Annotated in this window: 13 protein-coding genes; 7 read left to right on the top strand and 6 right to left on the bottom strand. The window is 36.1% G+C overall.

Annotation, left to right across the window (positions count from 1 at the left end):
- Positions 1-93 precede the first annotated feature (93 nt).
- Positions 94-1,389 carry a DEAD/DEAH box helicase gene (locus ACN0U3_RS08985; protein WP_417265941.1) on the top strand — a complete coding sequence of 432 codons (1,296 nt, stop codon included), beginning with the start codon at positions 94-96 and terminating at the stop codon, positions 1,387-1,389.
- 45 nt (positions 1,390-1,434) lie between these two features.
- On the top strand, positions 1,435-2,748 hold the full coding sequence (locus tag ACN0U3_RS08980; protein WP_417265940.1) for a DEAD/DEAH box helicase: 1,314 nt from the start codon (positions 1,435-1,437) through the stop codon (positions 2,746-2,748).
- On the opposite strand, the gene ACN0U3_RS08975 is transcribed toward ACN0U3_RS08980, so the two are convergent.
- From ACN0U3_RS08975 to ACN0U3_RS08955, 5 genes are all read right to left on the bottom strand, one after another.
- Positions 2,745-3,644 (bottom strand): sterol desaturase family protein, encoded by a 900-nt coding sequence (locus tag ACN0U3_RS08975; RefSeq protein ID WP_417265939.1) that lies wholly within the window; start codon positions 3,642-3,644, stop codon positions 2,745-2,747. The two genes, ACN0U3_RS08980 and ACN0U3_RS08975, sit on opposite strands and share 4 nt — an antisense overlap.
- 133 nt (positions 3,645-3,777) lie before the next feature.
- Positions 3,778-4,131 (bottom strand): MliC family protein, encoded by a 354-nt coding sequence (locus ACN0U3_RS08970; RefSeq protein ID WP_417265938.1) that lies wholly within the window; start codon positions 4,129-4,131, stop codon positions 3,778-3,780.
- A gap of 223 nt (positions 4,132-4,354) precedes the next feature.
- On the bottom strand, positions 4,355-4,834 hold the full coding sequence (locus ACN0U3_RS08965) for a hypothetical protein (protein WP_299206036.1): 480 nt from the start codon (positions 4,832-4,834) through the stop codon (positions 4,355-4,357).
- A 306-nt stretch (positions 4,835-5,140) separates the two neighbouring features.
- Positions 5,141-6,583, bottom strand: coding sequence for an FAD-dependent oxidoreductase (locus ACN0U3_RS08960; protein WP_417265937.1), 1,443 nt, complete (start codon positions 6,581-6,583; stop codon positions 5,141-5,143).
- Positions 6,583-8,499: a hypothetical protein gene (locus ACN0U3_RS08955; RefSeq protein ID WP_417265936.1), complete on the bottom strand. Its 1,917-nt coding sequence runs from the start codon at positions 8,497-8,499 to the stop codon at positions 6,583-6,585. The genes ACN0U3_RS08960 and ACN0U3_RS08955 overlap by 1 nt, the downstream gene beginning before the upstream one ends.
- Positions 8,500-8,589: 90 nt before the next feature.
- On the opposite strand from ACN0U3_RS08955, the gene ACN0U3_RS08950 reads away from it, so the two are divergent.
- Complete coding sequence (locus tag ACN0U3_RS08950) at positions 8,590-9,447, top strand: OmpA family protein (RefSeq protein WP_417265935.1); 858 nt, start codon at positions 8,590-8,592, stop codon at positions 9,445-9,447.
- A 9-nt stretch (positions 9,448-9,456) separates the two neighbouring features.
- On the opposite strand, the gene ACN0U3_RS08945 is transcribed toward ACN0U3_RS08950, so the two are convergent.
- The gene (locus ACN0U3_RS08945) at positions 9,457-10,071 is read right to left on the bottom strand and encodes an NUDIX hydrolase (protein ID WP_417265934.1); all 615 of its coding nucleotides are present in this window, start codon (positions 10,069-10,071) and stop codon (positions 9,457-9,459) included.
- An 8-nt stretch (positions 10,072-10,079) separates the two neighbouring features.
- Between ACN0U3_RS08945 and pyrE the strand changes: the two genes are divergently transcribed.
- The 4 genes from pyrE to ACN0U3_RS08925 all read left to right on the top strand — a co-directional run bounded on the left by pyrE (position 10,080) and on the right by ACN0U3_RS08925 (position 13,548).
- Complete coding sequence (pyrE, locus tag ACN0U3_RS08940) at positions 10,080-10,724, top strand: orotate phosphoribosyltransferase (protein ID WP_299206026.1); 645 nt, start codon at positions 10,080-10,082, stop codon at positions 10,722-10,724.
- Positions 10,725-10,730: 6 nt separating this feature from the next.
- On the top strand, positions 10,731-11,138 hold the full coding sequence (locus ACN0U3_RS08935; RefSeq protein ID WP_417265933.1) for an SRPBCC domain-containing protein: 408 nt from the start codon (positions 10,731-10,733) through the stop codon (positions 11,136-11,138).
- Between the two features lie 106 nt (positions 11,139-11,244).
- On the top strand, positions 11,245-13,152 hold the full coding sequence (locus ACN0U3_RS08930; protein ID WP_299206019.1) for a polysaccharide biosynthesis protein: 1,908 nt from the start codon (positions 11,245-11,247) through the stop codon (positions 13,150-13,152).
- Positions 13,153-13,548, top strand: a complete 396-nt coding sequence (locus tag ACN0U3_RS08925; protein ID WP_299206017.1) for an acyl-CoA thioesterase — start codon at positions 13,153-13,155, stop codon at positions 13,546-13,548.
- Positions 13,549-13,550 lie beyond the last annotated feature (2 nt).

Below are 13,550 nucleotides of genomic sequence, written 5' to 3'. Positions count from 1 at the left end.
GTTTTTATTCAGTTTTTTTATTAAAATGGGGAATAACACTTGAAAACTGCGCTTTCACAAAAAACTGTGTCTATCTTTGTAGAAAAAATTACAATGTCCAAACTTTTAACCGACTTAGGAGTCAACCCTTTAATCCAACAAGCTTTAATTGAACTGAACATAACAGAAGCTACTGATATTCAGGAGCAGGTTATTCCCATGGTTCTTCAACAAAAAGAAGATATTGTTGCTTTAGCAAAAACAGGAACAGGAAAAACAGCGGCCTTTGGATTGCCATTAATTCAAAAGGTAGAAGTGAACAATGATCGTGTTCAATCCCTAATTCTTTCCCCAACACGTGAATTGAGTCAGCAGATTTACAATAGTCTTATTGACTTTGCTAAGCATTTACCTGAAGTAAAAATCACTTTACTCACAGGTGGAGCACAACTGAAAACGCAAATAGAAGAACTTAAATCTCCAAGCCATATTGTGATTGCAACTCCTGGGAGGTGTTTGGATTTAATTGAGAAAAATGCATTAGACCTTAAGGCTTTGGAAAATTTGGTTTTGGACGAAGCAGATGAGATGTTTCAAGCCTTAAAGGACGATCTGATGCCGATTTTAAAAACCTTGCCTAAAAATCGCCGCACACTTTTATTCAGTGCGACAATGCCTGGAGAGTTAAAAGATGTTGTACACAACTATATGTCGAAGAATACCATTTCTGTAAATTCAGATAGGGCAACAATTGGACATTTGGGGATTGAACATCAGTATATGGTTGTTGAACCAATAGAAAAACTAGATGTTTTGCTTCACTTTTTAAGTACACAAGAAGGTCAACGGGGAATTATCTTCTGTCGAACCAAAGCAGCTGTGAATAAATTGGCTAAAAACTTAGCCATTCGAAAGATATCTTCTGGTGCTTTGCATGGTAGTTTAACGCAAGGTATTCGCGACCGCATCATGGAACAATTTCGTACAGGGCACATCGATATTCTTGTAGCAACAGATTTAGTAGCCAGAGGAATTGACGTGAAAGGACTGGCTTACATTGTAAATTATCATCTGCCAGACACCCATGAAGCTTATGTGCACAGAAGTGGACGTACGGGTAGAGCAGGAGAGAAGGGACTGTCAATGACCATCCTTCAAAAAGAAGAAGTCCATGAAATCGCTGAATTCGAAAATGAATTAGGTATTCAATTTAAAGCCATTGAAAAGGCCAAAGAAGAAGAAATCGAATGGAATAACACTTTGGTGTGGGCCAGGAAAGTTTTCAAAACAAAACCTAATCGCGAAATTCCTGAAGAAGTTAAAAATCAAGTAAAATCTATTTTCAAGCACCTCACAAAAGATGAGTTGATTGAAAAAGCGTTGGCCAATTACAGAAACGAAAATAGTTAACAGCAGCATTTCAGTACATTCACCCAGTTTTAAACCAATAATCCAATGGCTAAGCATATAAAAACACAGCAAGATATTTTAACCAAATTGAATATCAAAGGATTGAATCCTATGCAGCAAGAAGCCAAAACGGTGATTGAGAAAAATGAAAATACCATTGTTCTATCTCCAACTGGTACAGGAAAAACATTGGCTTTTTTATTGCCTTTAGTTCAATTGCTCGATCCTAAAGTTGATGGCATTCAGGCGCTGATTGTTGTGCCGTCTCGTGAATTGGCTATACAAATTGAACAGGTGTTTAGACATATGGGAACAGGTTTCAAGTTGAACGCAGTGTATGGCGGCCGTTCGAAGTCGAAAGACCGTATGGAATTAAAACATACTCCTGCAGTTTTGATTGGAACACCTGGACGAATTTTGGACCATTTTTCGGGCGAACAAATGAATACCGATAGCATCAAGTATTTAGTGTTGGACGAATACGATAAAATTTTAGAAGTTGGTTTTGAAGATGAATTGACGCGTATTTTAGGACATATTCCAAATCTGGAAAAAAGAATTTTAACTTCTGCCACTGCTCAAATAAGTATTCCTGGATTTGTCCAGATGAATGAAGCCAAAACATTGGATTATCTCGTCGAAAAGAAAAATGACAAACTTGAACTTAAGGTGGTAGAAAGTAATGCCAATCAGAAGTTAGAAACCTTGGTCGGACTCTTAAACCATGTTGGAAATCAAAACGGAATTGTGTTTTGTAATTTTAAGGCAACCATTGATGAAGTGAGTGAATACCTGACCAAGCACCAAATCGGACACAGTTGTTTTTCTGGTGGAATGGAGCAGATGGACCGCGAACGGGCTTTGATAAAATTTAGAAATGGAAGCACACAAGTCATGGTAGCGACTGACCTTGCCGCGCGTGGATTAGATATTCCAGAATTGAGTTACATCATCCACTTTGAATTGCCACATGCTAACGAAGAGTTTACCCACAGAAATGGTCGTACAGCTCGTGTTTCAGCTAAAGGTACAGCCTATGTAATTAAAGAAGAAAATAAATCACTTCCGGAGTTTATTCATAACGCAAAGCCTTTAAATCAATTGAATAAGGCGGGAATTACCACTTCGTTTTTTACCACTTTGTTTATTTCGGGTGGACGAAAAGATAAGATTTCAAAAGGGGATATTGCAGGTGTTTTCATGAAGAAAGGAGGTTTGTCTGCTCAAGAACTTGGGGTTATTGAGTTAAAACAAGATTGCGCTTTTGTGGCTGTCCCAAAGAAAAAATCAGAAGACCTTATTGAATTGCTTAACAATACCTACTTTAAGAAAAAGAAGGTGAGAATTTATGAAATCTAAGGCTGTTCATCTTTCTGGTCTAACCAGTCTTTTTTTAAATCAGAAGACAATACACTTGTTCCGTCATGTCTCCAACCAGGTGGTTTGAAAAGGTATTTAATCCTATTTCTTAAGCTTGCCTTTGAGGTGAAGAAATCTTTAAACATGGCTACCCATTCATGAAAAGCTACTTTTATTGGATTATAAGTTTCGATGTTAACGACCAAACCATAGACGGGTTTTTCAACTTCAGGTTCAAAAGTTCCGAAGAGTTTATCCCAAATGATGAATATTCCAGCATAATTTCTGTCTAAATACTGTGGATTTGTAGCGTGGTGGGCTCTGTGGTGACTAGGAGTATTGAAAACTGCTTCTATCCATTTGGGGAGTTTATTGATCATTTCTGTGTGTATCCAATATTGATAAATTAAACTAATGGACATTTGTACGAGCACCATGATGGGATGAAAGCCTATGATAATTAATGGAACCCAAAAAATAAAGGTGTAAAAACTTCCTGTCCAAGTTTGTCTTAATGCGGTACTTAGGTTGTATTTTTCTGAGGAATGGTGAACTACATGACTGGCCCAGAAAAAACGACTTTCATGACTGATCCTATGAAACCAATAATAACAGAAATCATCCGCAAACAAAATCAATATCCATGCCCACCAGGTAAACGGAATTTCAAATAAATGAAAGACATTGTAGATGAAATAAAACAAAGCTAAAACAATCCCTTTGGTGATGAGTCCTATGGCTGTGTTCCCTAGTCCCATGAGTATAGAGGTTCCAGCATCTTTGAAGGCATATTCTTCATGTTTGATTTTGACGGTCAATACAATTTCCAGCAAGACAGTAATGGCGAAAAAGGGGATCGCATAATGAATGAGGTCTGGTATTTGTGGAATTTCCATAACTTGTTTAGAAGATTAATCCTGCTCTAAAATAGCTATAAAAAACAAGACTACCTGCAGTTCAACAGGTAGTCTTGTTTTTTTTCATCGACATGAATATTATGTGATGATTTTTCTGATTTACTTAAAAAGTTTATAAAGGGGTAGTGCTTTTATAAACAACTTCTTCACCTTTTTTCAATTCTATGGCATCACCTTTTCCTCTAAGTTCATACTCATCGTTGGTGTACCAAATTCCAGAAGCTGGACGTTCACTGCTTAACTCTTGAGTAATGCCTTCAAACTCTATTGTTACAATGTTCTTCGTGTTGTTAAAAGTCATTTCTAAAGTGTTACCTTGTTCATCTGTAGAGCTTGTTTTAACAATATCTTCTTTGATTTCTGTTTTTTCACCAGAAACTTCCGCAGTATTTGATGCTGTTTCTTCAGTGCAAGAAGTGAAGAAAAGAGCGGATAGCATTACAAAAGATAAGATTGTTTTTTTCATTTTATTTTTGAGTTTTTAAATTAATATTTTACGATTTGTATAGAGCAAATAATTCGCCATAAATCTTAGTAAATCGGAGGAAAGCTTAATTTTTGTGGAAATTATTGGACAAAGAAAAAATGCGAAATAATAAAGTCCTTGAAGAGAGTCAAGTAAGCTTTAAACTTCGCATTCAATTCTTGTAGTGAACAATTACTTTGTTGTAAAAGTACAAGGAAATGGATTAAAAGAACTTACCTAGTTTTCCTAACATTCCATCGTCTTTACCACCTTTATCTCCTCCAAGCAAACCACCCAGCGCGTCTTTCAAACCTCCGCCACCAAGCATATCCATTAGCTCAGATCCGTCTTTGGCTTGACCTGTGTCCTTGCTGCTGAACTTACTCATGATAAATGGAATAATCATGTCCGTTGCTTTTGAAGCCATGTCTTTTCCAATTCCTAATTTCGAAACCAGTCCAGAAATTAAATTATTGGCCATCCCTCCAACAATTGGGTTAGATGTAGAAGTGTCTGACTTCCCATTGAATAAATCCAATACTCCTGAAAGGTTTCCGCCCTTCACTTCGTCTTTTAAAGTGTCAACAGTGCTGTCTTTGGCTGTGTTTAATGCTGTGTCTATTTGACTCTCGTCGAATCCAACAGTTTCTTTTAATTTTCCTGAAAGAAATTCTTTCCCTTGACTGATAATTTGATCTATCATTTTTTTATTTTATTTGTTTGTAATTGAATATGTAACGTTCATAGCATTAAAATATCGTGAGTTTACACAAGAAAATCACCAACTTGTATTCCTTCAGTTTTAAGCTCAAAAGACCTATTGAAGAATATATGGGGTTAGTGTATTGCATTAATTGTGTTGATCAACTGTTTGAACGTACAGAATGAACACCATAAATATACATAAAATTGTAATTATTGATAAATTATTTCAATTTAACTGATCTTATTCCTGAATGTGATTGCTTGATCTATTTTTTGTAAAAGGCTGACATTTAGAATTGACGAGTTAAGATTTTAAACACCTGCCTCGGGGTTCGTCTCCTTTGTGCAAAACGATTTGAGAATGTAAGAATTGCGCAGCTTCGGCAGAGTCTTTTACTTTTATTGCACTTCTGCGTAACATTTCTTCCTCAAATGAATTCAAAACACTGGCCCTAATGTTTTTCTCCTTCCAGTTGGAAAGTGGTCTGCATTCTTTTTTAATGATTCGCGCTAATGATAAGGCGTCTAATAATGCTTGATTGGCACCTTGCCCCTTAAATGGACTCATAGGGTGTGCTGCATCACCGATCAATGTAATATTGTTTCCTTTTTGAAGTGATTCAGGGGAAAGAATCGCACGGTCATAAACAGGATATCCAGAAATTTTCCGCTCTGTGGTTGCGGCTATTAATTGGGGAATTGGTGTGTGCCACTGTGTACGTCGAACAGCTTCTTCTTTTAGAGCTTTTGGACCTGCAAGACTCAATGCTTTGGCGTCTTGCTCTGACATGGGAAAACTGAGTTGCCACATGATCTTTCCTGGTGAATAAGGCATAACGTATATCCTTTCCGTACCATTTGCTGTTTGAAATACAGTTTCAGAGTCTAAAAGAGGACTGTCTATTGACTTTAATTCAGATAAATCGCAAATTCCTAAAATTACAATGCAGGCTAAATAGCGTAGCGGAGTATTTTCTTCTCCTAAGAGTAAACGACGTGTAACGCTTCGAATTCCATCTGCACCAACAATAAGGTCGGCTTTGATTTGCTTGATTTCGTTGTTGATTTTAAAGTTGAGGTAAGTGTCTTTACCTTGCTTTATGTCAGTAAGTTGGTGGTTCCATTTTATTGTGTTTTTATGGTCCAGTAGTTCAATGAGTGACTTGCGTAAAGTTTGTCGTGCAATGTGAATATTGGTCCGCTTTGGTGCGTTGGACTCGTCACTGTTGAGCCATTTTTTCATTCCCCATTCTCCTATCACTTTGCCATCTGTGGTATGTACAATGTGTCTTTTCGAAACAATACTACCTTCAAGTGAAAACAACCCAAATCCTTCTATGGCTTTACTGGCTTGTTGAAGGGTCAAACCATAGCCCTGAGATCTTTCTTCGAAGCTTTTGTCTCGTTCGTATAAAGTGAAAGGAATTCCACGGTGTAAACAAGCAACAGCAAGTGCAACTCCGCCAATTCCTGCTCCAATTATTGAAACATGTGGAAAGTTTTCAGTATCCGGAATAGGATGTGCTTTGGAAGAAATCAAACCAGACCCTGCACAATGAGGACAGGTATAAAGATGACCAAGTGGACGAACTGGAGCTTTACCAATACTATTACTGGCAGTGTATAGCGATAATTCTTTTTGGTATTGAAGTCGAGCCTTCTTTCGAAGTTTACGTCTTCTTTTTCCCTGACCTTGACATTCTGGACAAGTGCTCCAACAGTTATGTTTTCTCTCTTTTACTGACACTAATCTAGGTTTACCTGATTCAATATGAGCAACATGTGTTTTACTTTGGTATGTGAAGTATCCAACTTGTGTTTTTCGCAAAACCCTTGTAGTTCAGTTAGTGTTGATTTCAATTCCTCAAAGAGGTCTTTACTTCCATGCCATTCGTATTCCTTTTTTTCATGCGAATTTAATTGATACTTCCTTGTGGATGTGTAAATGCTAATGAGGTCATAAAAACCTTCTGAATCATCAAAAACTTTGTTGAATCTTGGTTGAAATCCAGTAATAAATTTTAAGGCAGTTCCTTCATATTCATTCAAGAATTTTTCGAGTTCTTCACGATCGAATTTTATATAAAAATCAGAAATCCATGTGGCTAATTCTGTGCTTACTTCTTTGGTCGGTAGTACAGAAAGTACTTGGTCTTTTACAATTGGCGTTATTTCTTCAGCTAAGTTCGATCTTATCGTCAGGGCTGTATTGAGATAGCTCATAACCGTATAGTCGCGCCAGCCTCCCAAACCTAAAATATAACCGTCAGGAAGAGATTCAAGTGACTCAAATATACTTTCTTCTTCGTCGTCTGTCATGTATAATCGACTAATGGTGTCCAATTGAATAAGAAAGCCATTTTTACGTGTATAGTTTTCTAGCCCCAATTCTGAAAATGACATTTCATGCGTAGCATATATTGGGCGTTCAGGCTGGGAGGAAAGCACGTCATATAAGACAACAATATAACCAAATGTATAATATTCTTCTTTTTTGAGTCGATAATAAACATCACCTCTTTTGATTTCCCATTGGCCATTGACGGAAATCCAGTGGGGATGTATTGGGTCGCTGATTTTGGTTTTGTTTTCTAATGCACGATAGTCATTTCTCCAATCAGAAAAAAGGAAAGATTCTTCTCCATCAATTAAGAACAATAATGACCTCATTTCTCTTACTTCTTCGGCAGTAAATGTTGTTTTTAAGTTCTTTTGATCCATTAAATATTCCATGTACCATGAGGTTTGAGCCAGTGAAAGGTTGATCACTGTAACGTCGTTTCGGTAGTTTAGTTTTTCTTGAACATACCAAAGAGGATAGGTGTCTGTGTCGCCATTGGTAAAAAGAATTCCGTCTTGTTCACATGAGTTTAGTAATAATTTAGCGTAGCTTATGAATGATTTTGGATAATTTACAGCATCTAAATACGCTGCAGCATTCTGATGCTCGAGAAGGGTTTTAAAAATTAAAAAACCGTGCATGTATTCATTTGCAGTTTTTAAATCTAAATCGCTGATGATGTGAGGTTTATGTTCTGGATATTTTTCTTGAATTAGCTGCCAGTATTCTAGATTCTTATCATAAGCTTCTTTAAAGTTCTTCACTCTATTGGGATGTGTTTTTCCATAAGGAACACCTATAAAACTTTCGTTTTCTGCAGCTCTTAGTCCATATTGATTGGGGTGAATGTAATCGTTTGCTTTGATGTAGTAAGCGCGTGCTAAGTTTTCCAGTTCTTTTGGCGTGAGGTTTTGTTTTCCTTCTAGCTTTAGTTGTGTGTCTTCAACCCAACCTGGGTAACCATAATATATAAAGGGGACTACGTTTTTACGGTTGTACCATAATTGCCTAAAGCGCGCCGTCATCTCTGTGGTGTAATTGTATTGATAGCGATCTGTGTTGGGATAAACTGGAAGGATGAAACTGTTGGTCTTAGCATTCCAAATTTGTTGACTATCTGTGCGTTCTATTGAATTGTCCTCTCCGTAAAATGCAGTATTGACAAAGTATCCTTCTGGAGATTTAGAGATTTCAAAATGTCCATTTTGAGGATTGTATTCAATGTTGTTGTGCATGAAGTTTAAGATACTTTCATATGAAGGAACTTGTCCGGAAGCTATAGTAGAAAGCAGCAGACTTAAAAGAATGAGTGTTTTATACATGATGAATAATGTGATTTTTTGAAGTAAAAGTATATAATTCTATCATTCCATTTGCTAAATGGAACATTTTTTGAATCTTTGTCATCACTCATGAAGAAAAAACTACTTTTTATTCTTTTTCTAATTGCAACGCATGCAATGGCCCAAGATTTATCGGGATCTTGGTCGGGTGTGCTTATTTCCAATGGACAAGCCATTGAAAAAGCAGATGTCATTTATTTAAGTATTGAGGTGAACGGCAATCAAATAACAGGATTGTCAAGAGTGGAGCGATTAGATGATGTTGAGTTTGCTGTTAAATCCTTTGAAGGAAAACAAGAAGGAAGTAAATTAACCCTTTCAGAACAGTTGGGAAGACGCTCTTCCAATTCTCCGAAGTCACCAGTATGTAAACTCGATTATAGTTTAGAATACAATGATTCGACAGCCTATTTAAAAGGAACATTTATAAGTACAGACTGCAGAAATATTCAAGGTGAAGTCGTATTGTTTAGATCAGACCATAAAGTCACCACTGAAAAAGAACCTGAATCAACGCACTTGTGGAAACATCGTTTTGTTAAAGCTTACAATAAAGGGTATGCTGCTCCAGAGGTATTGAAAAAAGAACAACAAAATTTTAAGTTTCAGCCGATTTATTTTGATCATGACGAATCTGAAATTAAGCCTGAGTTTTATGCATACCTAAATAAAATGGCAAGGGTGCTGGACGGAATCCACGATTTACGTGTGGAAATTACTGGGCATACCGATGCTGTAGGTACAGACCAATACAATATTGGATTGTCTGAACGCCGAGCTAAAGCCATTCAAAATTATTTTAAAAGTCGTGGAATTGAGCCTGAAAAATTGGAGATTGACTTTAAAGGGAAACGAGAACCTGTCGACACCAATAAAACAAAAGAAGGAAAGCAAAGAAATAGACGTGTAGACTTTAAGTTTATATAATACTACCGGTTAATGCTTTCTTTCAAAGTCCTCTAATACATCTAAAATAGAGGCGAAAGTTTGTTCTTTTACTAAATCGATTTCATTGCTGTCGAACCACCTCACTTCTGTAATATCTTCTTCTAGTTGAGGTGAAACTTTTGTTTCTTGGGTTGACAAAGCGAACCAATGTGTTTTCTTGATAAAGTGTTTCCCGTACCCGAAATATACATGGAAAGTAGGGGAGAGTTCACGAACAATCTTTAATTTTTCAAGACCACATTCTTCTTGAATTTCCCTTATTGCACCTTCTTCAGGTTTTTCACCAACTTCAATCTTTCCTTTAGGAATATCCCAAAAACCATTGCGGAAAATAAACAAGAGTTTTTGTGCTTCAGTTTGTTGAACAATTCCTCCTGCCGCTTCAATCCATTCAAACTTATTGAAAAATTGTTGAATTTCCTTGAAAGGGTCTTTGCCCTTAATAAATAAGAAGTCTTCAGAATTTAGTTTCTCAACTTCAACCTTAAATTCATCGAAATGCTCAAGGCTTAGGTTGGGTAAGAATTGAGTGGGAATATTACTTTCAAATAAAGCATCTTTTTGAAAGTAAATTGGAACATTATTGACAAAAACTTTATACATTTGCGATTATGATTACTGATATAGATAATGCCGCCAAGATAGCAGAATATTTGCTACAAATAAAAGCTGTAAAACTTCAGCCTAAAAATCCATTTACATGGTCTTCTGGATGGAAGTCGCCGATATATTGCGATAATCGTAAAACTTTATCTTATCCAAATATACGTACTTTTATCCGTCAAGGTTTTACCAAAACCATTATAGATACCTATGGAAAGCCAGATATTATTGCTGGAGTAGCGACTGGTGGTATTGCCATGGGTGCACTAGTAGCACAAGAATTGGGTGTTCCGTTTATCTATGTGCGTTCTTCGGCAAAAGGTCATGGTTTAGAAAACATGATCGAAGGAGATTACAGTACAGGATTAAATGTCGTGGTTATCGAAGACTTAATCTCAACAGGAGGAAGTAGCCTTAAAGCTGTTGAAGCCTTGAAAGCAGCAGAGTTAAATGTGAAAGGTGTTGTGGCCATCTTTGATTATGGTTTTGAAACTTCGAAAAAAGCATTCGAAAAAGCCAATTGCCAATTAAATGTACTGTCTAATTATGATGTGATGATTGATATTGCATTAAAGCAAGGTACAGTAACAGAAAATGATATGAGTTCACTCCGTGAATGGAGGGTATCTCCAGATACTTGGGGTAAATATTAGAAGATAATGAAAATAGACAGCAATAAAGCAATCGTTAATGCACCTGTTGAAAAGGTGTATGAATTTTTAAGTAACGCTGAAAATATAGGGCAGCTATTACCTAAAAATGAAGTGAAAGACTTCAAAGGAACTACTGAAGAATGCTCTTTCAAAGTGCAAGGTGGTATTACAATTTCTTTGGTTCAAGACGAATTGGTTCCTACAAAGGAAATTAAAATGAATTCTGGTGAAAAATCTCCTTTTCCATTTAAATTGTCTGTTATGCTAGACGAGGTAGAAGGAAAAACAGAAGGATACATTGCATTTGATGGAGAAGTGAATGCTTTCTTGAAGATGATGGTGAAAAAACCCTTAACAAATTTGTTTAACCACATGACCAATGAGTTGAAGGAAGTGTTTGACGTTAAAGCATAAGCTTAGTTGTTAGCCTTTTTTTAATATTATGGTATTTCATAATAAATGATAAATCTTTTCTTAGAGTTCATATTTATTGTGTTATTGTAGTCATGTAAATAAACAAATGAGTAAAAACCAAAATAAATCAACAATAATAGATTTTGATAATTTTCCACGTTGGATTATTATGGTGTTGGATATTTTTATTAGTATCCTCGCTTTGGCCTTGGCTTATTTTGTTCGATTTGATTTCTATACAGAATCTTATTCTGAAATTATTCTAAAGGAGTGGGATAATATTAAAAATGCCCTTCCATTCGTTATCCTTCTGAAGTTTGCTGTTTTTTACTTCTTTAAAATTCATAAAGGATTAGTTCGCCATACTTCATTAGAAGATGTCAGACGCATATTTTTTGCTCTACTTACTTTTTCAACCCTATTATTGCTTGCCGGACTGGTGAGGGTCTTGGTTTATGACGGACGATTTATCTTGCCTACTTCTGTATTGATTGTTGAGTTTTTGGCGTCTTTGCTCTTTATGATTGGATTCAGATTTTCTGTGAAAATATTATACTTTGAACTGCATAAACCTAAAGTAGAGGACAGGAAATTTATCCTGATTTATGGCTCAGGTGTATCCGGATTAATTACCAAAAGAACCATAGAGAAAGATCCTGGTATTAGCTCTAAAATTGTAGGGTTTCTAGACGATAATCAAAAATTAGAAGGCAATAGATTAGAAGGAGTCCCTATTTATCATAGCGCTCAATTGGTAGAGTTGATAAAAAAACACAGTATCACGGAGTTGATTGTTGCCATTCAAAAACCCGAAAAGAAAAATATTACCAATGTGGTTGAAAAATGTTTGGAACATGATGTTGTCGTTACGCGTGTACCAAGCTTCCAACGTTGGATCAATGGTGAATTCAATTTGAACCAAATTCGTAAAGTCAATATCGATGACTTGTTGGGAAGAGATCCGATTAATTTGGAAGTTGAAGCGGTAAAAAGAGAGCTGAAAGATAAAGTTGTTTTAATCACTGGAGCTGCAGGCTCAATTGGTAGTGGAATAGCCCGACAGATTTTAAATTATCAACCTTCAAAAATCATTTTACTGGATCAATGGGAATCAGGTTTGTATGATTTACAAATAGATTTAATTGCCCAAGAAAAAGACGGCAATGTTGAGGTGGTAATTGGAGATGTTCGTGATTTTATTCGAATGAAACGCCTGTTTATGGCTTTAAAACCTGACATTGTGTTTCATGCTGCTGCCTATAAACACGTTCCATTAATGGAGAACAACCCCTCTGAAGCAGTGAAAACAAATGTTTTAGGAACAAAAAACATTGTTGACCTAGCCGATGAATTTAAGGTTGAAAAAATGGTGATGATTTCAACCGACAAAGCCGTGAATCCGACCAATGTTATGGGAGCTTCCAAACGTATTGCGGAGATTTATGCCCAGAATAAAAATGAAACTTCATCTACTTTGTTTGTTACCACAAGATTTGGAAATGTATTGGGCTCTAATGGCTCAGTAATCCCATTATTCAAAAGACAAATTGAACAGGGTGGACCGGTAACAGTGACAGACGAAAATGTGACGCGTTATTTTATGACCATTCCTGAAGCTTGTCAATTGGTGCTGGAGGCTGGAGCGATGGGGAAAGGTGGAGAAATCTTTGTTTTCGACATGGGAAAACCTGTTCGCATAGTTGATTTAGCAAAGAAAATGATCCGTTTATCTGGCTTAGAATTAGGAAAAGACATTGAGATAAAAATCACAGGATTACGACCTGGAGAAAAACTATACGAAGAGTTGTTAGCTGATAAAGAAAACACCCTTCCTACACATCATCCTCAAATTCTTAAAGGTAAAGTTTGTCTGACCGCAGGAAATATTGAACAAGAAATTGATGAGTTAATTTATTTGTTTGATCAACAAGATAATGAGGCCATTGTTAAACAAATGAAACAAATAGTGCCTGAATTTGTTAGTAATAATTCACAATACACAAAATTAGATTAGATGTTAAAACCAGTAAAAATTCAAGTGAGATTCGCCGATTGCGACATGATGGGACACGTAAACAACGCTGTATACTTAAGTTACTTCGAGCAAGCCAGATTGTTTTATTTTGAACAGTTAGTAGGGAAGGAGTGGGATTATCAAAAACAAGGTACATTATTGGTGAAAAACGAAGTGGTTTACTTAAAACCAGTTTTTTTACATGATTCTCCAGAAATTTCTATACATTTAATAGAAATTGGAGAGAAAAGTTTCACTTTTGGTTATAAAGTTTCTGTGAATGGAGAAATCCGTACTACAGGTGCGTCAAAATTAGTGTGTTTTGACTTTAGAACAAATTCAAGTGTAAAAGTCTTTCCAGAATTTATAGAGGCATTTAATAAACTAGACCAATAAAT

Source organism: Brumimicrobium sp. (assembly GCF_048268645.1).
GTDB lineage: Bacteria > Bacteroidota > Bacteroidia > Flavobacteriales_D > Crocinitomicaceae > Brumimicrobium > Brumimicrobium ulvae.
This window is presented reverse-complemented; position numbering and strand designations above follow the sequence as displayed.

Bases quoted from the DNA above. Each gene is read 5' to 3' on its own strand.
- ACN0U3_RS08985 (WP_417265941.1), top strand. From the start codon at position 94: ATGTCCAAACTTTTAACCGACTTAGGAGTCAACCCTTTAATCCAACAA.
- ACN0U3_RS08980 (WP_417265940.1), top strand. From the start codon at position 1,435: ATGGCTAAGCATATAAAAACACAGCAAGATATTTTAACCAAATTGAAT.
- ACN0U3_RS08975 (WP_417265939.1), bottom strand. From the start codon at position 3,644: ATGGAAATTCCACAAATACCAGACCTCATTCATTATGCGATCCCCTTT.
- ACN0U3_RS08970 (WP_417265938.1), bottom strand. From the start codon at position 4,131: ATGAAAAAAACAATCTTATCTTTTGTAATGCTATCCGCTCTTTTCTTC.
- ACN0U3_RS08965 (WP_299206036.1), bottom strand. From the start codon at position 4,834: ATGATAGATCAAATTATCAGTCAAGGGAAAGAATTTCTTTCAGGAAAA.
- ACN0U3_RS08955 (WP_417265936.1), bottom strand. From the start codon at position 8,499: ATGTATAAAACACTCATTCTTTTAAGTCTGCTGCTTTCTACTATAGCT.
- ACN0U3_RS08950 (WP_417265935.1), top strand. From the start codon at position 8,590: ATGAAGAAAAAACTACTTTTTATTCTTTTTCTAATTGCAACGCATGCA.
- ACN0U3_RS08945 (WP_417265934.1), bottom strand. From the start codon at position 10,071: ATGTATAAAGTTTTTGTCAATAATGTTCCAATTTACTTTCAAAAAGAT.
- pyrE (WP_299206026.1), top strand. From the start codon at position 10,080: ATGATTACTGATATAGATAATGCCGCCAAGATAGCAGAATATTTGCTA.
- ACN0U3_RS08935 (WP_417265933.1), top strand. From the start codon at position 10,731: ATGAAAATAGACAGCAATAAAGCAATCGTTAATGCACCTGTTGAAAAG.
- ACN0U3_RS08930 (WP_299206019.1), top strand. From the start codon at position 11,245: ATGAGTAAAAACCAAAATAAATCAACAATAATAGATTTTGATAATTTT.
- ACN0U3_RS08925 (WP_299206017.1), top strand. From the start codon at position 13,153: ATGTTAAAACCAGTAAAAATTCAAGTGAGATTCGCCGATTGCGACATG.